The following is a 21001-nucleotide window of genomic DNA, read 5'->3' as shown; positions in this document are numbered from 1 at the left end:
GTGCCGACTGGTTGAGGGCGGTGTCTAGGGGTGCAGTCGTTGGTAGTGCTTGGTGGGGTCGAGGTCGAGGGCGCGGATCAGTTCGTTGCCGCTGACGACTGCGACTCGCAGGCCGTCTTGGATGACGGTGACGGGCAGTTGTTTGTAGCGGCCGCCGAGGTGGACGCGAAGTTGGTTGGTGACGGCGCCGGGTGGCCCGCTGACGGCGATGCTGCCGCCGGTGGAGACGTGGCAGTGGTAGGTCCGGGCTTTGTCGGGCAGTGGCCGGTCGACGGGTCTGGCCTTCACGGTCGCGGCGAACGTTGCCGCGGGGGTGCGTCCGCCGAGAGCGCGGTGGGGTCGTCGGGTGTTGTAGTGCTGGGCGAAGATCTGCAGGTCGCGGTTGAGCGCGGCGAGGGTGCGGTAGCGGCCGTGGTTGGTTCTCGACCTCGACCGGTGTCGCGTTCGGCGTCGCGCTCGGGCGGCGGGAGCGCTCGGGCGGCGGGAGCGCTCGGACAGCCTGTCCAAACCCTCGATCGCGAACCGCTTCTTCCACTTGTAGTAGCTCTGCCGACTGATGCCTTGCACCCGGCAGAACTCGGCCACGTCGTCGACACCCTGAGCCAGGGCAGCCGCCATCCGCACGTCCATTGAGGTCACCTTCCGCGCCATGGACAACAGCCCACAGCAGATCAGGTGTCAGCGATGTCCCGAGACATCAATCCGTCAGCGAAGTCCTGAGACTCGACACTGGAGTGGGGGCCGCCGGACGTTCTGCTGGCGGTTCAGCCGACCCACGACGTGCATACGCTGGCGCGGGGGAGTGACCCGGCCGGCTCGTGGGGCCGCTCGTGACGTGGGAGCGGTGGATGGCCAGGCGGTTCGAGGACCCGGTGCAGGCGTGGTGCACCGGCCGGACCGCCGCCCGCGAGGTCGGGGACCAGGTTTACAGCCAGGTTCCGAGGGTGCGTCTCGATGCGGACCGGCGCTGGTGGCCGGGACCGCCGCCGACATCGCGGCTCGGCCACTACGGCCTTCTCGAGGCCGATCGCCAGCTCGACCCACCCGACGGGTGGCGCTGGTGCGGCCCCCGCTACCCCAAACGGACCCGCCGGTGACCAGCTCCCTGGGAAGTGCCGCCAGCGCCGCTCAGCACACCTGGTTGAGCGACTGACCCGTGTTGCCGGCGACGGAGCCGTCCGACATCCGCAACACGGCGCCTACCTGGACGCAGACGCCGGCAGGCGCGTAGAGCTGCAGTCCGTAGCTCACGCCAGTGCCGGCATCGTTGGTCTGGTCGACCGCGTACGGGACAGAACCGCCCTGGGGCAGGTACTGCCGATACCGGACGATGGTCTTTTCGGCGGTAGCGCCGGCAACGTTGTTGTTCACCCGCACCCAGTTAGTGCCGCACGCGTTGGAGACCCGCAACTCCAGAATGCCCAACACGGCACCGGTCGAGGGACTGATGATGTTCTTGCTCCAATAGGTAAACGCACCGGTGGAGCACCCAGTCGCGCTCGGATCGGTGTAGTCGTAAGCCGACGCCGGGTCGGCCGCCCCGGCCACCGGGGCAAACGCCGCACTCGCCACGATCACAGAGGCTGCCACACCGAACATCTTCAAGCGTTGCATAACGGCCCCCAAGGCGATTTCTGCGTCAATGTGGGCGAAACGATAACCGACCGCGGCTCGCGCTCCTAGAGGTTGCCAACAGGAAAACCAGGATCCGCCACGGATAGCCACTTCGACCACACGACGGTGCCGCTGTGGTCGACTGCCGAGGCGTGCGGCCAAGCAGATGGCGCTCAAGCCCGCAGTGCGGTCTCGACTCCCTGGCCCGGGCGCCCCAACGTGGGAGCGCCGATAGTAAAACTTATGTCATCTTGCGGAGGTGCGGCGTAGGGAAATATGAGTGCAGAAGCGAACTCCTCCTGTCCCGCTCTCCTGTCTCATCGAAGGTGACGCGGTGACCTAGTAGCTGAGATTCGTGACAAGTTGCGACAGTTTCGTGAGGTGACGTCCCGCTGGGGTGACAAGCCCGTTGGGATCAGGTCACATCGACTCTCGAACGATCAAACGCTCAATGGCATGCTGACGTGCATGCCGCTATACCCGCGGGCCGGCGCATCTGGCCGCACCCTTTTGGACGCCCTCCTAGAAGTTCATCGAATGTCGACGTCTCCGTCGGACACCTCGAGCGTCATCAACTCGTATTTGACTTGGGTGAACAACTCGGTGAGCAAGCTGCGCGCGGTCATGCGGCAGGAGGATCTCGACCGTCTGGTGCTCACCCCCCGCTATTGGGCGACCCTGAACAACCCCGCGGCCAGCGGGGTGACCAATGCTGCCGTCGGCGAAGAAGTGATGCAGCGTCAGATAGAACTGAGCGCCGCAATCATCGACCTCAGGGCCACGGTAGAACGCTGGGAGCCGCACAACGCGCCACGCCTGATCGCAGTCGCCGACACCAACGTCTGGCTGCACCACGAGGAACCGTTCGACGAACTCGACTGGCACCGACTCCTGCAAGACGAGGCGCGGCGGACGGACCAGATCGCTGTGGTCATTCCGATGCTCGTCGTCGACGAGCTCGACGACGCCAAAAGCGACCGGGTGCGTTCCCGGGCGCGCACCACGCTGAAGAGCATCTACACCCACTTCGCCCGCGAACCCGAGCGCCCCAGCGTCCTGCGGCCGGCAGACCGGTCAGCGGGCCAGGGCGTTGTCGCTGTAGAGCTGCTCCTCGACGACCCGCGACACGTCCGGCTCCCCCGCCCGGACGACGAACTCGTCGACCGCTGCCAAGCGCTGCAGGCCCTGACCGGCAAGCCAGTCCACTTCATTTCCTACGACACAGGCGCCGTCCTCCGCGCGACACGAGCCGGACTCACAGGCCACCGCCTGCAACACGCCAGCTGACCTCGACCGACACGGCGTCGAGATCCGCGCTTGCTCGGGCGCGCAGCTGCGCGTGCCGCTAACTGCCGCAGCTCGGAGCGTCGGTGTTACCTTCACCCACGCCCCGGCCGGCACATCCCTTCCGTGCCCGGGCCGGGCCACCAACGCGAGGACCCGCCGGGGGAAACGGAGCCACTCTGGCGCACCACGGGTGGGACCGTCCGTCGTGGCATACCACTAGGCCAGCAGCATCCATCCCACTCGACTAGCGGAGTCTAAAAACTCTAAACGGCTCTAGTGGACGATGCTACGGTGTGAGAGTGACGAACCCGTTCCATGCCAGCTTCGGGGTCAGTCCCCCGCTGCTCGTCGGGCGTGAAGCGGTGCTCGAAGAATTCGTCGAAGCTCTGGAAGACGGCCCGGGCTCATCCGGTCGGGCCACCCTGTACACCGGCGCCCGCGGTGCGGGAAAGACGGTGATGCTCAACGCGGTCGAAGACCGCGCCCGCGAGCGTGGCTGGGTGATCATCAGCGAGACCGCCACGCCGGGCTTCGTGGAACGAATGACCCGACAGCATCTGCCCAGATTGCTGCGCGACTTCGACCCGCAGGCCGTTCAGCGGCGCGTGAAGGGTGCCACCGCCCCGATGAATCTGGGCCGACTCGACTGGGACACCGTCGAACGCCACGTGGTGGAGGCCGGGCTGCGGAATCAGCTCGCGGTGCTCACCGAACTGCTCGCCGAGCACGAAACCGGTGTCCTGATCACCCTCGACGAGATCCACCAGAAGCAGCTACCCGAGCTGCGCGAGCTGGCCGCCACCGTCCAGCACGCCTTCCGCGAGGGTCGTGAGCTCGCATTCGCCGGCGCCGGCCTGGCCGCGAGTGTCAGCGATGTCGTCAACGACGACGTCCTCACATTCCTCCGCCGCGCAGAACGTCACTCGCTGGGCTCCGTTGCCCGAGCCGACGTCGAACGAGGCTTCCGCGAACCCATCGAGGCAGCCGGACGCCAGGTGGGCGACGCGGCCCTGCAGGTCATGGTCGACGGCGCAGCCGGCTATCCGTTCCTGCTGCAGCTCGTCGGCGCACAGACCTGGCGGCTGCACCCCAACGAGGAAGAGATCACCGAAGCCGACGCCATCGAGGGCGTCACGCGCGCACGTCGCCGACTCGGGTCTCTGATCCATGAGCCTGCGTTGGGTGCCGCCTCCGACATCGACAAGTCGTTCCTGCTCGCGATGTCCCACGACGACGGGCCCTCCAAAATGGCCGACATCCAGCAGCGCCTCAACGTCGACGTCAACTACGTCAGTCAGTACCGGCTCCGTCTGATCGCTGCCGAGCTGATCCATCCGACCCGGCGCGGTTACGTCGACTTCGCGCTGCCGTTCCTGCGCGAGTACCTCCGCGCCCACGCAGCCGCCGACATCTGAATTAGCCGAGGCGGCAACACCCACAGCCAAAGCTCTCCTTGCGACACAACCTTCACCCTGCGCCGTGATCGGTGTCGCACCGGCGGTAAGCCTCTGGCCCCACCATGGGTGTGGCGCCTGACTAGAAACCAGGTCCACTCACATCGACGGCGTCATGACGGCACGCCAGCGACAGGACGGCCCGCCGCTGGAAGAGCGACGGGCCGTCCGGTGGTCAGGTCGTCTAGCGGCCGAGCACCACCTGCTGGGCGTTGACGACGCCGTGGCCGTCCAGCGGGGTCCACCCGGTGCCGAGCCGGTTCACCAGCGTGCCCCGGACGACGGAGCCGTCGGCCCGGACGGCCTGGAAGGTGAGGCCGCCCCGGACGGCGTTGCCCTGCGGCAGGAAGACCACGCCGCCGAGCTCGTCGGCGCCGTTGCCGCCGGAGGGCGCGAGGCCGCCGGCGGGGACAGCCAGGTCACGGTCGACGCCGAAGCGCAGCACGGCACCCTTGCCCAGCCCCTGCGTGAAGTTGACCCGCAGGTGGCGGTAGGTCCCCGTGGTCCCGTACGGCACGCCGTAGCTGGCCGTCACCGAGGACGCCCGCACCTTCGTCGCCGAGCCCACCGTGAACGGATAACCCTGGCTGGTGAACGGCGCCTGCCCGGTGAAGGGACGCGGGTCGAAGACGATGCCGTCCGAGGTCGGCGGGTCGAGCTTGCCGAGCGCGGAGGGGCTCGCCGTCTCGCCGTAGAGCGTGATCGAACGCAGCGGGACCCTGCCGGTGTAGCGCAGCGTGAAGAACCGGGGGTCGTTCATGGAGCGCGGCACCGTGTCGGCCTCGCTGCCCTGCGGACCGTCCGCCGTGAGCGTGACGCCCCCGGCCGATCCGCCGGCGTGGTCGGGGTCCAGGTCGTGCCGGAACGCCGCACGCTTCATCCGCGCCGTCACCTGCTTCGGGGTGAGCGACTTCCGTCCGCCCGCCCGCTGCAGCATCAGCGCGGCGATGCCCGCGGCGTGCGGCGCGGCCGCGCTGGTGCCGAAGAAGTTGGGTGTGCTGTCCGGGTCGAGCACCGAGTCGCTCACGAAGAACGTCGTGTTGCCACCGTCGGTGGCGGCGATGTCGGGCTTGGGCCGGACCTCCGGCTTGCGCAGCCGGTTGCCGTTGCGGTCGAAGTAGAACGGCAGCTTGCCGCCCGGCGAGGTGAAGCTCTCCGGCAGGTACGGCTTGAACGGGTCGTAGGCCGCCACCGCGTTGGCGCCCGCCGCGGCGGGGTGACCGTAGATCGTGTTGGCCAGCGAGCGGTAGTACTCGGTCTGGTAGAAGTCGTCCTGCGCGATGTAGTTCAGGTGGGTCACCTTCGTCGGTGCCGTTCCCTGCTTGGCGATCGCGATCTGCAGCTTGGCCGGACCGGCGAGCGACAGGATGTCGACAGGCAGGCCGGTGAGCCGGTTGTCGTCACCGCTGGAGCCGACGAACTCGCCGTCCTCGGTGAAGAGCAGGACGTTGAAGTCCGTGGTGACCTTCGACAGGCTCGTCACCGGCAGCACGTCGACGGTGAAGCCGCCGACCGAGGAGTCGAAGCCGGCGACGGTGATCGTGTAGGTCCCCGACTGGGTCAGCGTCAGCCCGGCGAACTCCGGCGAGCTGCCGGTGTCGATGGGGCCGACCTGCGAGCCGTCGGGGCGGGTCACGGTGAGGATGAGGTCGGTCGACCCGCTGGGTACCCCGTCGGCCTTGACCGAGACCTGCTTGCCGATGTCAGCGGCGGCCGGGGTGAAGGAGTAGTCGACGGAGCGCGTGGTGGCCGTGAGCTCGCCCTCGGCGTGGAAGATCGGCGAGCCGAACGTCGTCCCGTTGCGGTCGAGCGGGTCGTCCCAGTGCAGCGCGATGCTGCCCGAGTCGCCGAGCGTGACCGACTGCGCAACGTCCACCCCGCTGCCGGGGTCCATGTCCTGCAGGCCGCCGCTGAGCAGCGCCGGCGGGACCTCGTCGAGGTTCAGGTTGCTGCCGCGGGCCGCACGCTCGGCCGGGACCAGCTTCAGCTTCGACTCCCACGAGCCGGGACGGTCGGCGTTGCCAGCCGAGGAGAAGTACGAGACGCCCTGCGCGGCGACGTCGTCGACGGCCTGCGCCACCGGACCGTCGCTGAAGACCGGCTCGTCGAAGTAACCGACATCGTCGACGATGACGTCGGCCTTGCATCGGCCCTTGGGGTCGGCGAGCTTGCGGATGTTGTCGGCGAACTGGATCTCGCCGGAGAAGGCGGTGGCGAAGCAGAGCTTGGCCGCCGGTGCGATGTCGTGGACGATCTGCGCCATCGCGCGGCCCTCGTCATGGCCGTTGCCGGCGGCCGGCAGGTCCTCGAGCACCACGACCGGGGTCGGGTACTTCGCATTTCCCTTGCCGGGGAGGTCGCCGGAGGCGACGTCCTGCTTCTCGTGGATGGTCAGCGGATCGCCGCTCACCGTCTCGGTGGCGGTGTCGTAGGAGTCGGAGAGGATGCCGACGGTCATCCCCTTGCCGTCGATGCCCTTGGCCAGCACCTTGTCGATGCGCTGGAAGGCGACACCCTGCGACTGGACGGAGCCGGTGAAGGACTTCGGTCGCGGCACCAGCTTGATCGTGCCGGTGCCGGCGACGGCGGCGACGCCGCGGATGTCCGACGTCGCCACGTAGCCCTCGAGGGTTCCGCTGGCGGCGTCGGTCGCGGTCACCGCGAGACCGGCCGCGGCGGCGCGGGCGCGGAAGGCGGCGCGGTCCACACCGGCGGCCGGCGTGGTGTCGACCAGCACGCGGTTCTTCGCGTCCCGGATCGCCAACCGTCCCTGGTCGATGCTGATCCCGCCGGTGGCGATCCGGGCCCGGGCGACCGAGGACGGCACCAGGCGGCCGAGCCCGTTGCCGAGCGCCGGGTCCACCCGCGCCGGCGTCGCGGAGACCTGCCGACCCTGCGCCCCCTCGGCCGGGCCGAGGGCCGCGGCCATCGCTCCGGCCGTGAGGGTGACGGCGATTCCGGCCGTCCAACGTCGCCACTGCATGTATGAGGCCCCCGCCCGTGACACGCCGACTGTTCCTCCTATAACGGACAGCCGTGCGGGACGGAACGTAACCGCTGAGAGTTCCCGAAGGAAGACTCAGCGGAGATTTGGCTTCGCGGGCGAGTCTCCGGGACGGGCTCGCCACCGCTTCCTGGCCCCGCGCCCGGCAGCGCGACGAGACGCCCCGGGGTTGGCCACTCCTCCGAGGTCCGGCTAGCCTGAAGCCATCATGACCCGTGCGCTGCTTCTTGGTAGCCGCGGCGAGGCCCGGTAACTCACTCCGGTCGGCCCCTCGTCGCGGGCCGTTGTTCTGCGCCGACCGCTCCCCCTCGCCATCAGGAGCGACCGTCATGACCCGCACCATCCCCAGCCCGCAGCAGCCCTCCGGCATGCCCTGCCACCGCTACCGGCCCTTCCCCGCCGTCGACCTCCCCGATCGGCAGTGGCCGTCGAAGAGCATCACGGCGGCACCGCGGTGGCTCTCGACCGACCTGCGCGACGGCAACCAGGCCCTCATCGACCCGATGAACGCCGCCCGCAAGAACGCCATGTTCGACCTGCTGGTCCGCATGGGCTACAAGGAGATCGAGGTCGGCTTCCCGGCCGCGAGCCAGACCGACTTCGACTTCGTCCGCTCCCTCATCGAAGGTGGCCGCATCCCGGACGACGTCCGCATCTCCGTGCTGACCCAGGCGCGGGAGGAGCTCATCGAGCGGACCATCACCTCGCTCGTGGGTGCGCCCAACGCCACCGTCCACATGTACAACGCCGCCGCGCCGGTCTTCCGCAAGGTGGTCTTCGGCTTCGAGGGCGACGGCCGTGCCGAGTGCCGCGCCGTGGCCGTGGACGGCGTCCAGGCGATCATGAAGTACGCCGACATCCACCTCGGCGACACCGCCTTCGGGCTGGAGTACTCGCCCGAGATCTTCATGGACACCGAGCTCGACTTCAGCCTCGAGATCTGCGAGGCGGTGATGGACGTCTGGCAGCCCGACGCCGAGCGCGAGATCGTGCTGAACCTGCCCTGCACGGTCGAGCGGTCGACGCCCAACGTCTACGCCGACCAGATCGAGTGGATGAGCCGGAACTTCTCCCGGCGCGAGCACATCGCGCTCTCGGTGCACACCCACAACGACCGCGGCACCGCGACGGCCGACGCCGAGCTGGCCGTCCTGGCCGGGGCCGACCGCATCGAGGGATGCCTCTTCGGCAACGGCGAGCGCAGCGGCAATGTCGACCTGGTGACGCTGGGGCTGAACCTCTACAGCCAGGGCATCGACCCGATGATCGACTTCAGCGACATCGACGAGATCCGGCGCACGGCCGAGTACTGCAACCGCATCGGCGTCCACGAGCGGCACCCCTACGCCGGCGACCTCGTCTACACGTCGTTCTCCGGCTCGCACCAGGACGCGATCAAAAAGGGCTTCGACGACCTGGCCCGGCAGGCCGCCGAGGCGGGCCGGCCGGTCGGCGAGATGCCGTGGCACATCCCGTACCTGCCCATCGACCCCAAGGACGTCGGCCGCTCCTACGAGGCCGTCATCCGGGTCAACTCGCAGTCCGGCAAGGGCGGCGTCGCCTACATCATGAAGTCCGACCACAAACTCGACCTGCCGCGCCGGCTGCAGATCGAGTTCAGTCACGTGATCCAGCAGCACGCCGACGGCGAGGGCGGCGAGGTCGGTGGCGCCCTGATGTGGGAGATCTTCTCCGCCGAGTACCTGGAGCCGGGCCTGGTGGAGCTGGTGCGCACCTCGTCCAGTTCCGACGGCGGCACCGAGCGGATCACCGCCACGCTGCGGGCACGGGGCAACGAGCACGAGGTCACCGGTATCGGCAACGGTCCGGTGTCGGCGTTCTGCGACGCACTCTCCGGCATCGACCTCGGCCTCGGCGGGCTGCCGGTCCGCGTGCTGGACTACGCCGAGCACGCCCTCACCAGCGGCGAGCACGCCGAGGCGGCCGCCTACCTGGAGATCGAGATCGGCGACACCGTGCTCTGGGGCGTCGGCATCAGCGAGTCGACCACGCAGGCCTCGCTGCGGGCCGTGGTCGGCGCCGTGAACCGGATGGCACGCCGCCGCCGCGTCTGACGGACCGACGGTCAGCGCCGCGACAGCGTCAGCACATGACGGGTGGCGGCGCTGACCTCGGCGCGCAGGGCGTCCCTGTCGTCCTGACCGCAGGCCAGCAGCAGGCGGCGCATGATCGGCGTCCAGGCGCGGACGGCGGCAACCGAGCGCGGGTCCTCGGCCGTCAACGCGAGCTCGGCGCGCACGATGAGCCGTACCCGTTCCGCCGCGCCCAGCGAGGAGGCGGTCAGCGCGGCCTCCAGCATGAGCGTCGGGGCCTCGGCCTGCACCTGCAGCAGCGCGGCGAAGACCTCGGGATCGGCGCCCGCGGCGAAGGCCACGCCGACGGCGAGGTTGTCGCGGGCATCGGTCGCGAGATGGCTCGGCGGCCTGAGCACGTCCAGCGCAGCCTCCAGCAGATCACGACCCCGCAGCCGGATCAGATCCTTGGTCAGCGGTACGTCCAGACCCCCGAGCAGGGCCCGCTGCTCCAGCCGACGCAGCGGCTCGTCCAGCGCCGCTGACATCAGCCGAGGCTCCTCACCCAACATGACGACGACCTTGTGGGTGGCCGTGCCGACCGGCCACAGGCCGGCCGCCAGATCCGCCGTCGAGGAGAGCGGCGCTCCGCTGCGGTCCGCGTGGAGATCCTCGAACTGCTCCTCCAGCGCCCGGCGGACCCACGGCAGGCTCAGGCTCGCCGCGTAGAGGCCGCCACGGACGGCGAGCCGCAGGCTGGGCTCGGGGTCCTCGCGCGCCAACCGGCTCAGCTGCTCGAAGGCATCCGGCGTCAGGGCGTTGCCGTACCAGCTCGTCACGCCGGCCGCCGCCGCGTGCCGGACCCGGCTGTCGTCCGCGTTCAGGGCCGCGGAGAGCTGGCCGAGCGCGAGCGGCGAGCCAGTGCGGCCGAGGGCCCGCGCCGCCGACACCGAGGTCGGGTCGGCGAGCACCGCGTCGAGCAGCTGTCGCAGCGCCGCGGCACCGAGCTGTCGCAGGCAGCGGCGGTCCACCGTGGAGACGTCCAGGCCGGCGTCGATCCGCTCCTCGACCGCCCGGGTCGCGCGCGCCGGATCGATGTCGAAGAGCTCCGAGGCTGCCGCCGCGTGGTCGGCGCCGCGGGCCACGAGCGCCGCGACGTACTCGACCCCGGCCGAGCCGCAGCGGACGAGCGCGCGGTACGGGTCGGTGTCGGCGGGCCGGCCGAGTTGGCGCAGCGACCGGACGATCGGCTGCAGCAGGCTCGACCGCTCGGCGTCGTCGGCCGCGGCCGCTCCGGCCACCAGCATCTCGGCCGAGACGAGCCCGCAGTCGAAGGCGGCGCGCAGCTGGTCGCGATCGACCGGTGACGCCGTCGCCGCCCCAGCCAGCAGGCTGGTGTAGAAGGCGAGTGGGTCATCGCGCCGGGCATGCCTGGCGACCGCCGCATGCACTCGCGCATCCCCGGAGCCGAGGGCGAAGTCCAGGACATTGGCGTCCGCGGGGCGGCACCAGCTGCGCCGCACGAACTCCTCCAGCTCCTCGTCCGAGACGCCCCGCAGATGCGTGGCGACGAGGTACTCCTGCACGCTGCGGTGGATCCAGGTCACCGGCCCGTCGCCCGGCAAGGCGTCCCGGACCACGCCTGCCTGCGCGAGGACGCCGCAGCCACGGACGGCCTCGAAGACCAGACTGTGGCCGGGCATCGGGCCGGGTCCGCGGCGACGCAGCACCTCCTCGGCCACCACGACATCGACGCTCTCGGCCCAGCCGTCCCGAACCGCCATGGTCCACGCGAGCTCCGCCAGGGCCGCGCCGAACTGCCGGCGCCGAGCGCCGTCGTCGACGGTGAAGAGGGCGGCAGCGGCGTCGTCCTGGCTCTTCCAGCCGCGGGCCAGGAAGCGGTTCACGACCTGCGCGAAGAGGCCGGCCCGGGTGGCGGCGACGGTGTCGGTCTCGGCCACCCAGGCGCAGAAGGCCGCGACCAGGGGCACCCGTGCGAACTGCCGCAGCGTCGACCCCGGCGCGAGCACCGCGTCCAGCCGTTCCCGCGGCACCGGCAGCCGGCGGCGGGCGAACCATGCCCGCCAGAGGGCCCTGATCTGTGACTCGTCGAGGCCGCCGAGCGTGACGAAGACGGTGTGGCCGAGCTCGTCGCCGCCGTGGCCGACGCCGCCGTGGACCACGCCGTCGTAGCCCGCCGCGCGCGAGGTGACGAGGAGCTGCCGGCCCCGGCCGGCCCCGGCGCCCGCGGCCAGCCGGGCCAGGGCCGCACCGGTGATCGCGCGCGGGGTCGCCGCCATCACCTCGTCGTAGGCGTCGACGATGACGACGGTGCCGCGCTCGCTGTCCAGGTGGCGGGTGAGGGCGGCGTGCGCGATCGAGGTGTCGACGCCTTCGCGCCCCAGCACCCGCAGGGCGGCCGAGGCGAGTGCCTCGGATTCCGGCGCACGCCCCCAGGCCTCGGCGAGGTCCGCGGCGTGCATCCAGAGCGGGACCGGCGCATCGTCGTCGGTGATCGCGCGGCTCGCCAGCTCGGCGGCATGGTTGCGGCTCTGCCACGTCTTGCCGTAGCCGGCGTCGCCCAGGACCACCACCACCGAGGCCTCGATGAGGGCGGCGGACCACGGCACCTCGCCACGGGGCACCGCCTGCCAACCCGCATCCGGCGTCGGCGCCCGTAGCTGATCGCTCGCCTGCACCAGCCTGTCCTGGAAGCCCTCCCCCAGGGTCGCGAACGGCGTCCAGAGCGGCGCTCGGGTGAGGACGTCGGTCAGCTGCCGCAGATAGCCGTCGAGGGCGTCGGCGTCGACACGGGCCCGGCCCTGCACGCCCCCGCCGGCCCGGTCGTAGGCCGTCCGCAACCCGGCCAGCTCGAAGCTGCGCCCGAGTTTGCGCTCACAGAGATCGTCGACCAGCTCGCAGGTGCGCAGCGACGGTGGACGCCACCCGGTGAGGTCTCCGTCGGCGGTCAGCTTGGCGATCACCGAGCGATGCACACCCACCGTCACGGCAACCTGGCCACCGCTGAATCCCGCCGCGGCGAGCGCGGCCACCGCCCTCGCGCAGGCGGCGCGCAATTGCCGGCGCGCCCCCTCGAGCGTCATCGCCATTTCCCCTCGCAAAGCGGTTCCGCGGCCCGCGGAACACCGCGGAACAGGGCGTCTGATGAGCGCGTGCCGATGGTGTCGCCGGTCATCGACGGGAGGCAACACGGCACGTCATATCACGGCGTCCCACGAAAGGAGGAGCAGATGAACTGGCACATCGTTCGACTGGTGCTGCGTCTCGGTGGCCGGTTCTGATTGACGGAACGCGGGCCGGAGGATTCCAGACCAAGACCCACGAACCGCGCAATCAGCACCCGGTAAACCGTGCGCCGAACTGAGCCTAATCCCCTTTTCGGCGAGCCGACGGCAAGAGCGTTCGGGCGGGGCACCACGGCGATTCCTCGCCCGGCGCCCCGCCCGAATATGCTGCTTTGGTATTGGCAAGCACGGAAGGGGGACGTGATGCCGTCGCACGATCGGGCCATCAGCGAAGCGCACCGCCGACTGGGGGAGGCACTCCGCCGGGCACGGACGGATGCGGGACTCAACACCCGCTCCGTCCCCCGCAGCGATGACAGCGGTCAGGCGCACTTCAGCTCCGGCCACATCTCCCTGGTGGAGCAGGGACGGACCGCCGCCTCACCGGAGCTGGTTCAGGTGTACGCCACGCTGGGGGGCAACGGCGCCGAGCTCAACGCCCTCTACGCGCAGGCGGTGCAGGCGTCGGTGGCGGCAGGACGCGCCCGCCGGGCCGGGAAGACCGAGAGCCTGCCGGAACGGCCACCGCACCAGGTCACCCCGGACCTCCATCGGGAGGCGGTGCAGCGCCACTACGTCGTCCCGTCCCAGACCGCGCACTTCATGATGGGACGCCACGGGGAGATCCGCGAGCTGGTCTGCACCTACTCGCTGCGTGCGCGCTCCGACGACGTCCGGTTCTTCTACGCCGGCTACGCGTATCCCTCGGATCCCCGACCCGGCGTCCTCGCCGTGAGCGCCCTCGGCGGTGGCGAGGTGGCCGTGCAGCGCAAGAGCCCGACCGGCGCCATCGGCATGTTCGTGGAGCTGGACCGAGTCCTGGCGGTGGCCGACGCCGACCCGCACGAGCTCACCATCCGGGTGTCGGTCGACAGCACCGAAGCCGCGGCCCCTTTTGCGCGTTTTCACGCAGAACGCGGCTATGAGCACCTTTCCCTCGCCGTCGATTTCGATCCGGCGGCACGACCGGCCACGGCCTGGTGGTACTCGGTCGCCGACGTCATCGATGCCGAATTCCCGGAGCCGGATCGGTCGTTCGGCGCCGATCCCGGCGCGTGCCGTCAGGAATTCACCGGCCTGGTCCCGGGCTGGTGTTACGGCATCGGGTGGCAATGGTGACACCGCTTGCGTATCGGCAAGCAGGGTGGGCCCCACCTAGTTTTCGATCACGCCGTTGTTGCAACGGTGTCGATTGAGGAGGGGAAAACGTCTCGCCAGATCGAGACGCGCACGTGCCGACGACCCATGGCTTGAGCAACCGAGGGACGTCGCCACCTGAAGCGACGACATCGTCGCCGGGGGGTTTTGTGTCGACACCGACATCGACGCGGGCCGTGCGCCCCTCCTCAATCGTCGCCACCGCAACATCCGATGGTCTTCCCTGAGACCGCGGCAGGCTGGGCGCGCCCGGGTGACCGCCTTGGGGGGTCGGTCATCCGGGCATCTCCCGCTCCGCCCTTCCCCCGTCCGCGACCGGACCCGAGGGCGCTGACATCCCGGCCGTCCCGGTCCCGTCGAAGGCCTCGATCGGCCAGCCGTGCACCGTCGCGGCCCGCCGGCGACGGCCACGGACCCCGACCACGGTCAGGACCGCGAGCAGCAGGAGTCCCGCCGCGGCGGCGGCCGCACCGAGCAGCACCTGCGGTGTCAACCGCGAGGCGTCGCCCACCTCGACCGCGCCGTCGTCGGCACGTCCGGCAGCGACCGGTCTCGGCGCGGCAGGACCGCGCTGGTCGAAGGCGGCCGCCCGGCGCAGGAAGGGTTCCGCGGCGGCGTACACGGGGTTGGGGGCGTCGGTCGGGACGCTCGCAGTCACGGCCCGGTACGCGTCGAGACGGCCGTAACCGTAGGCGTTGCTGTGACCGGAGACCCCCCGGGTGTCCAGCGTGGCGAGCAGTCGCGTGACGATCTGCCGCGCCGACTCCCGCGGGTAGCGCGACCACACCAGCGCCGCCACGGCCGAGGCGACCGCCGTCGCCTGGCTGGTGCCGTCACCGCTGTAGGCGTTGCGCGGCACGCGGCCGAGGGACGGGATGTCGACGCCGGGTGCGGTCAGCGTCAGGTACGGCTGACGGGCAGAGAAGTCGGCGACGTCACCGCTGCGGTCGACGGCGCCGACCGACACCACGCCGAGGCAGACGCCCGGCTCCTCGATGACGTTGCGGCGCGGACCGGTGTTGCCGACCGACGCCATGACGATGGCCCCCTTGGCCATGGCGTGGAAGACGGCGGCCTGCTCGTCGTCCGGGCACGACTCGGTGTCCTCACCGGGGCTGCGCTTGCCCCCGAGCGACATGCTGATGATCTTGGCGCCGTGGTCGGCGCTGTACCGGATCGCATCGGCGAGCCGATCCGGCTTGGCCGCGTCCGTGGTGCCGTTCAACGGGACCGCCACCGGCAGGATCTTGGCACCGGGGGCGAGACCGGTGATGTCCAGCAGGCCGGGACGGGCCACCATGATCGAGGCCATGGCGGTGCCGTGACCGAACTCGTTGATCTCACGGTCGACGCGTCCGTCACCGCCGTCACCGAGGTCGGTGCCGCGCAGGATCCGTCCGCTGAGCTCCGGCAGGTCGGCGTTCACGCCGGTGTCGATCCCGGCGATGGTGATGCCCTGACCGCGGGCGCCGTCGTTCCAGAGGTCGTAGACCCGCCAGTCGTCGAAGTAGTACTGCGGCGCGTCCGGCGGTCCGGGTGCCGCCGCGGCCGGGCCGCCCGGCAGCAGCACCGTCAGGGCGGCGGCCAGCCCCGAGGCGAGGAGCGCGGTGCGCCTCATGACGGGCGATCCCAGCGCAGCACCAGCGGCGAGACCGCGTAGGCGCTGGCGTGCACGGGCAGCGAGAAGGTGGCGTCGGTCCGGGAGGTCCGGCGGTTGTCGAACTCGAGGCGGACGAACCGCCCGGTGACCGTCACCGACCCGTCGAGCTCGAGCTCGCCGGAGTCGGCCACCCCCACCGAGACCTTCACGGCGTCGGCGAGCGGAGTGGTGACGGTGCCACGGACGCTGCCGGGGACGTAGCGCTCGCTCGGCAGCGGGCAGCGCGGGTCGCCGGCCCGGCTGAGGCAGCCGGTGAGGGCGCGGCGCAGCGCGGCGAGCGCGGCGGTGCGTCCGGCCGGCGAGGCCTCGACCCCGACCTGCGTCGACGGCCCGGCGTCCAGCGGGACGGAGCCGTCGGCGGACGAGACGCGCAGGTACGGCGTGTCGAATCGGACCGGCACCGCGCCGGGAAAGAGCAGCGTGGTCCCGTCCGGCACCGCGCGCCCGGCCAAGGTGGCGCGATCGGAGGCCTGCGCGATCAGCACCTGGGTGGCGGCGGCGACGCGGTCCAGCCGCCACTGCCCGTCCACCCGGCGGACGCCCACCGTGGTCTCCACCAGCCGGGGCGAGTCAGGGAACTGCAGCACGTAGCGGACCTTCACCCGCGCTCGGGTGCCGTCGTCCTGCACGCCGCGGACGTGGATGTCCGCGAGCGGGGCCACCCGGCGCTGCTCGGCCAGGACCTCGCCGGTGAGCAGCGCTCGCGAACCGCCGGGGATGGTGCCGTAGCCCAGTGCCGTCGCCGCATCGCCTCGCGCCAGCGCGTCGAAGTAGCCGCGGACCGCGCCGCCGGGACCGGCGGTGGCGAGCCAGCCGCGGACCGCGATGAGCACCCCGCCCGCGACGAGGGCGACGGCCAGCACGATGCCGAACCGGAAGAGGACCCGGCGTAGCGCCGACGGAGCCGCTGCGTTCACCTGCGACCAGCCGTCTCAGTCCATCCGGCGGCGCCCGGCGAAGGCGCGGCCGAGCGTCACCTCGTCGGCGTACTCCAGGTCGCCACCGACCGGCAGGCCGCTGGCGAGCCGGGTGACCGCCAGCCCCATCGGCTGCAGCAGCCGGGCGAGGTAGGTCGCGGTGGCCTCACCCTCGAGATTCGGGTCGGTGGCGATGATCAGCTCGGTGACCACGCCGTCGCGGAGCCGGCCGAGCAGCTCCCGGATCCGTAGATCCTCGGGGCCGACCCCGTCGATGGGGCTGATGGCGCCGCCGAGCACGTGGTAGCGGCCGCGGAACTCCCGCGTCCGTTCGATGGCGACGACGTCCTTCGGCTCCTCGACCACGCAGATCACGGCGGGGTCGCGGCGCGGATCGGCGCAGATCCGGCAGATGTCGTCCTGGGCCACGTTGCCGCAGACGGTGCAGAACTTGACCTCGTTCTTAACCCGGAGCAGCGTCGCGGCGAGCCGCTCGACATCCGTCGGCTCGGCGGCCAGCAGGTGGAACGCGATGCGCTGCGCGCTCTTCGGGCCGACCCCGGGGAGTCGGCCGAGCTCGTCGATGAGGTCCTGGACCGCGCCTTCGTACACCGCTGCTGACGCCGAACCGGGTTACAGGCCGGGGATGCCGAGACCGCTGCCGAGACCGCCCGTCACCGGGCCCATCTTCTCGGCCGCGAGCTCGCCCACGGCGCGGTGGGCGTCCCGGACGGCGGCGACGACGAGATCCTGCAGCGTCTCCACGTCGTCGGGGTCGACGGCCTTGGGGTCGATGTCCAGCGCGGTGAGCTCGCCGGAGCCGGTGAGCGTGGCCGTCACCAGGCCCCCACCGGCGGTGCCGGTGACGGTGGCCTCGGCGAGCTCGGCCTGAGCCGCCTGCAGCTGCTCCTGCATCTTCTGGGCCTGCTTCATCAGCTGCTGCATGTTCGGCTGGCCGCCGCCGGGAAATCCTGCGCCGCGCTGGCTCAACGTGGGCCCCTTCGGAACGATCGTGGACGGTGTCGACGGACGGGTCGTCTCGCGGACCGTCCCAGCCTAACCGGCCCGTCCGACGCCGGATCTGCCCGGCGACGTGCGAGGGTGGGGCGGTGCGCCGCCCCTCCCGACACCTGGCCGCGGGCCTGACAGCCCTGCTGCTGCTGCCGGCCGCGTGCTCCGCACGGCCACAGCCGGCGGCAACGAGCGCGCCCGTCGGCTCGGCGGATGCGACGACGAGCGCGCCGTCGTCGCCGTCCGTCCCACCGTCGTCGGCGCCGCGATCCCCGTCGTCGGCGACGGCGTCCGGCACCACCGTCGCCCCACGGCCGAGCAGCGGGACGCCGACGAGCAGCAGGGCCACGCCGACCTCACGACAGCCGGCCCCCAATCCGGCGCCGCCGGTCCGCCGTGGCACGGTGATCGTCCTCAACCCAGGTCACAACGGCGGCAACGCCTCGCACCCCGCCGAGATCAATCGGCAGGTCCCCGCGGGTTACGGCCAGCGCAAGGCCTGCGACACCACCGGCACCAACACTGACGCCGGTTATCCCGAGCACGCCTTCACCTGGGATCTCGCCCAGCGCATCCGTCGCGGCCTCGAGGCGTCCGGTATCACGGTGCGGTTGACCAGGGACAGCGACGACGGCGTCGGTCCGTGCGTGAACCGGCGAGCCGCGATCGGCAACCGCGCCGATGTCACGGCGAGCGTGTCGCTGCACGCCGACGGCGCCCCGGCGAGCGGACGTGGGTTTCACGTGAATCAGGACTCCCGCCGGCCGGACGGCGCCACCGCTGCCGTCGCCGCGCAGTCCCTGGCCCTCGGCCGCGCGATCCACCGGACGCTCGAACGCTCGTCGGGGCTCGTGCCCTCCACCTACATCGGGCGGGACGGCTACTACTTCCGCTCCGACCTCGCCGGCCTGAACCTCGCGACGCGCCCCACGACGTTCCTCGAGCTGGGCAACATGCGTAACCCCGGCGACGCCGCGCTGCTCTCCTCGTCCTCGGGACGGGCCCGCATCGCCAGCGCTGTCACCGCCGGCATCCTCGCCTGGCTCCGCAACCGCTGACGGCCTGCGGGTCCGCGCTCGCGTCCGGGGTTGGCCCCACCCGAGCGCGGCTCGCGTCCGGGGTTGGCCCCACCCGAGCGCGGCTCGCGTCCGGGGTTGGCCCCACCTGAGCGCGCCTCGCGTCCGGGGTTGGCCCCACCTGAGCGCGCCTCGGGTCCGGGGTTGGCCCCACCTGAGCGCGGCTCGCGTCCGGGGTTGGCCCCACCTGAGCGCGCCTCGCGGAGGTCGCGGACCGCGCAGGCATGGGGCCAACCACCCCGGCGGGCCGTCACGGGCAAGCGCAGCGGCGCGCGGGAGGCCGGGCGCGGGCAGGCCGGGCGCGCGGGAGCCCGGGCGCGGGCAGGCCGGGCGCGCGGGAGCCCGGGCGCGGGCAGGCCGGGCGCGCGGCAGGCCGGGCGCGCGGGAGGCCGGGCGCGCGGCAGGCCGGGCGCGCGGGCAGGCGGAGGGCTCAGCCGTCGACGGGGCGGGCGCCGAGCTCGGTGCTGAGCAACCGGATCGCGTCCGCCTCAGGGTTGACCACCGGTCGGCTGGGACCGCGTCCACCCGTCTCGTCCGGCTCGGGCTCGTCGTCGCGGGGGTCCGGCTCGGGCGGCGGCGGGATACTCCCCGGCGACGACGAGGGCGCCGGCGACGCGGCGGGGCGGGCGGCACCACCGACGGCCACCTTCCACTGCCCGCCGACGACCTTGGTCAGCGCCTCCCGCAGGACGGTGGTGTTGCTGTCCTCGGCGATCATCTTCGCCAGCGCCGTGGGCGCCGACAGCGTGAGCAGCTCCCCGGCGACATCGGTGATCTGCGCGTTGTCCAGCAGCGCCCGGGTACGGCGGCTGGTCTGCTTGACGGCCTCCAGGACCTCCGGCCAGAGCCGCCGCAAGGCGTTGGAGTCGAGGACACCCGGCGCGGCCGGCGACGCACCGGGCTCGGACTCCGGCGGGGACACGGGCGCACGGGTTCGTTCCGCCGCGGCATCCCGGTCGGCGGCGACGGTGGCTGCGGGGCGTTGCTCGACCACCGGGCGGACCGAGGCGGTCGGCTGGTGGTCGTGTGCCCGTTCGGCGGCGGGGTCGGCAGCCGAGGAAGACGCAGCCGCCGCCGGCCGCTCCTGGGTCGCCGGCTCTTGATTCGCCGGCTCCTGATTCGCCGGCCGCTGCTGAGTCACCGGCCGCCCCTGAGTCACCGGTCGCTGCTGCGGCGCGGCTGCGGCCGTCTCGGCCGGCGGCCGGCGCACCGGAGCAGCGACGGCGGCGACCGGCGTGGTGGCGCCGCCGCCTGCCGTGATGCGCCGTTCGAGAGCCTCCAGCCGCTGCAGGACCGCCGCGGAATCGCTCGACGCATCCGGCAGCATCATCCGCGCGCAGAGCAGCTCCAGCACCAGCCGCGGCGAGGTCGTGCCCCGCATCTCGATCAGTGCGGTGTGCACGATCTCGGCGTAGCGGGTCAGCGTGGCGCCGCCGAGGCGCAGCGACTGGTCGGCCATGTGACCGAGCTGGTCCTCCGGGACGTCGATCAGGCCGCGCTCGCCGGCGTCGGGGACGGCATCGAGCAGGATCAGGTCGCGGAACCGGTCGAGCAGGTCCACCGAGAAGCGCCGCGGGTCGTGCCCGGCCTCGACGATGCGATCCACTGTCTCGTAGACCGCGGTGGCGTCGCCGGCGGCGAGCGCATCCACCATGTCGTCGAGCAGGGCACCGTCGGTGACGCCGAGCAGCGCGACGGCCCGCGCGTAGGTGACGCCCTCCGGGCCGGCGCCGGCGAGCAACTGATCCATGATCGACAGCGAGTCACGCGCCGAACCACCCCCGGCCCGGACGACAAGCGGCAGCACGGTGGGCTCGACAGCGATGCCCTCGGCCCGGGTGATGTGCTCCAGGTGCGCGCGCAACGCCGCCGGCGGGATCAGCCGGAACGGGTAGTGGTGCGTCCGCGACCGGATGGTGGTGAGCACCTTGTCCGGCTCGGTGGTGGCGAAGACGAAGACCAGGAAATCCGGTGGCTCCTCCACCAGCTTCAGCAGCGCGTTGAAGCCCTGCGTGCTGACCATGTGGGCCTCGTCGACGATGTAGACCTTGTAGCGGTCCCGAACCGGCGCGAAGAAGGCCCGCTCGCGTAGTTCCCGGGCGTCGTCGACGCCGCCATGGCTGGCCGCGTCGATCTCGATGACGTCGATCGAGCCGGAGCCGTTCGGAGCGAGCTCACGGCAAGAGTCGCAGACGCCGCAGGGATCGGGGGTCGGACCCTGGGCGCAGTTCAGGCTGCGGGCGAGGATGCGCGCGCTCGAGGTCTTGCCGCAGCCGCGAGGACCGCTGAAGAGGTAGGCGTGATTGATGCGCTTGGCCGCGAGGGCGGCCCGCAGCGGCTCGGTGACGTGCTCCTGGCCGATGACCTCGGCGAACGACGCCGACCGGTACTTGCGGTAGAGCGCGAGGTTGGGCGCCGAGCTCCCTGACGGGGCGGATTCTGTCGCAGCGCTGGTCACGCTGCGACCCTATAGAGCGGGGAT

At 71.6% G+C, this 21001-nt stretch carries 15 protein-coding genes; 6 read left to right on the top strand and 9 right to left on the bottom strand.

Annotated elements, in window-relative coordinates:
* Positions 1–24 precede the first annotated feature (24 nt).
* Positions 25–630: a helix-turn-helix domain-containing protein gene (locus tag AC0NZQ_RS04165; protein WP_474528374.1), complete on the bottom strand. Its 606-nt coding sequence runs from the start codon at positions 628–630 to the stop codon at positions 25–27.
* Between the two features lie 218 nt (positions 631–848).
* Between AC0NZQ_RS04165 and AC0NZQ_RS04160 the strand changes: the two genes are divergently transcribed.
* Entirely contained in the window at positions 849–1097 is a 249-nt protein-coding gene (locus tag AC0NZQ_RS04160) for a hypothetical protein (protein WP_474528372.1), read from the top strand.
* A 31-nt stretch (positions 1098–1128) separates the two neighbouring features.
* Here the strand turns inward: AC0NZQ_RS04160 and AC0NZQ_RS04155 are convergent, their stop codons facing one another.
* Complete coding sequence (locus AC0NZQ_RS04155) at positions 1129–1590, bottom strand: DUF2690 domain-containing protein (protein WP_474528371.1); 462 nt, start codon at positions 1588–1590, stop codon at positions 1129–1131.
* Between the two features lie 627 nt (positions 1591–2217).
* Here AC0NZQ_RS04155 and AC0NZQ_RS04150 point away from each other — a divergent pair.
* Both AC0NZQ_RS04150 and AC0NZQ_RS04145 read left to right on the top strand, forming a co-directional pair.
* Positions 2218–2901, top strand: a complete 684-nt coding sequence (locus AC0NZQ_RS04150) for a PIN domain-containing protein (RefSeq protein WP_474528369.1) — start codon at positions 2218–2220, stop codon at positions 2899–2901.
* Between the two features lie 299 nt (positions 2902–3200).
* Positions 3201–4316 carry an ATP-binding protein gene (locus AC0NZQ_RS04145; protein ID WP_474528368.1) on the top strand — a complete coding sequence of 372 codons (1116 nt, stop codon included), beginning with the start codon at positions 3201–3203 and terminating at the stop codon, positions 4314–4316.
* Positions 4317–4539: 223 nt separating this feature from the next.
* Here the strand turns inward: AC0NZQ_RS04145 and AC0NZQ_RS04140 are convergent, their stop codons facing one another.
* Positions 4540–7338, bottom strand: a complete 2799-nt coding sequence (locus tag AC0NZQ_RS04140; protein WP_474528367.1) for a S8 family serine peptidase — start codon at positions 7336–7338, stop codon at positions 4540–4542.
* A 350-nt stretch (positions 7339–7688) separates the two neighbouring features.
* Here AC0NZQ_RS04140 and leuA point away from each other — a divergent pair, with 350 nt between their 5' ends.
* Positions 7689–9434: a 2-isopropylmalate synthase gene (gene leuA, locus AC0NZQ_RS04135; protein ID WP_474528366.1), complete on the top strand. Its 1746-nt coding sequence runs from the start codon at positions 7689–7691 to the stop codon at positions 9432–9434.
* Positions 9435–9445: 11 nt separating this feature from the next.
* Here leuA and AC0NZQ_RS04130 read toward each other — a convergent pair whose 3' ends face one another.
* The gene (locus tag AC0NZQ_RS04130) at positions 9446–12496 is read right to left on the bottom strand and encodes an NACHT domain-containing protein (protein WP_474528365.1); all 3051 of its coding nucleotides are present in this window, start codon (positions 12494–12496) and stop codon (positions 9446–9448) included.
* Positions 12497–12901: 405 nt separating this feature from the next.
* Here AC0NZQ_RS04130 and AC0NZQ_RS04125 point away from each other — a divergent pair, with 405 nt between their 5' ends.
* Positions 12902–13816, top strand: coding sequence for a hypothetical protein (locus AC0NZQ_RS04125; RefSeq protein ID WP_474528364.1), 915 nt, complete (start codon positions 12902–12904; stop codon positions 13814–13816).
* A 313-nt stretch (positions 13817–14129) separates the two neighbouring features.
* Here the strand turns inward: AC0NZQ_RS04125 and AC0NZQ_RS04120 are convergent, their stop codons facing one another.
* From AC0NZQ_RS04120 to AC0NZQ_RS04105, 4 genes are read right to left on the bottom strand one after another with little or no spacing between them, the layout of a single operon-like run.
* On the bottom strand, positions 14130–15473 hold the full coding sequence (locus AC0NZQ_RS04120) for a S8 family peptidase (RefSeq protein ID WP_474528363.1): 1344 nt from the start codon (positions 15471–15473) through the stop codon (positions 14130–14132).
* On the bottom strand, positions 15470–16432 hold the full coding sequence (locus AC0NZQ_RS04115; protein ID WP_474528362.1) for a hypothetical protein: 963 nt from the start codon (positions 16430–16432) through the stop codon (positions 15470–15472). The genes AC0NZQ_RS04120 and AC0NZQ_RS04115 overlap by 4 nt, the downstream gene beginning before the upstream one ends.
* A gap of 15 nt (positions 16433–16447) precedes the next feature.
* Positions 16448–17044 carry a recombination mediator RecR gene (gene recR / locus AC0NZQ_RS04110; protein ID WP_474528361.1) on the bottom strand — a complete coding sequence of 199 codons (597 nt, stop codon included), beginning with the start codon at positions 17042–17044 and terminating at the stop codon, positions 16448–16450.
* A 21-nt stretch (positions 17045–17065) separates the two neighbouring features.
* Positions 17066–17377: a YbaB/EbfC family nucleoid-associated protein gene (locus tag AC0NZQ_RS04105; protein ID WP_474529418.1), complete on the bottom strand. Its 312-nt coding sequence runs from the start codon at positions 17375–17377 to the stop codon at positions 17066–17068.
* Positions 17378–17541: 164 nt separating this feature from the next.
* On the opposite strand from AC0NZQ_RS04105, the gene AC0NZQ_RS04100 reads away from it, so the two are divergent.
* Positions 17542–18501: an N-acetylmuramoyl-L-alanine amidase gene (locus AC0NZQ_RS04100; protein WP_474528360.1), complete on the top strand. Its 960-nt coding sequence runs from the start codon at positions 17542–17544 to the stop codon at positions 18499–18501.
* A gap of 448 nt (positions 18502–18949) precedes the next feature.
* Here the strand turns inward: AC0NZQ_RS04100 and AC0NZQ_RS04095 are convergent, their stop codons facing one another.
* Entirely contained in the window at positions 18950–20977 is a 2028-nt protein-coding gene (locus AC0NZQ_RS04095; RefSeq protein ID WP_474528359.1) for a DNA polymerase III subunit gamma and tau, read from the bottom strand.
* Between the last annotated feature and the right edge of the window lie 24 nt (positions 20978–21001).

Source organism: Jatrophihabitans sp. sgz311053 (assembly GCF_056135305.1).
Note: the sequence above shows the minus strand (reverse complement) of the source record. Positions and strands in the feature narration are given on the sequence as shown.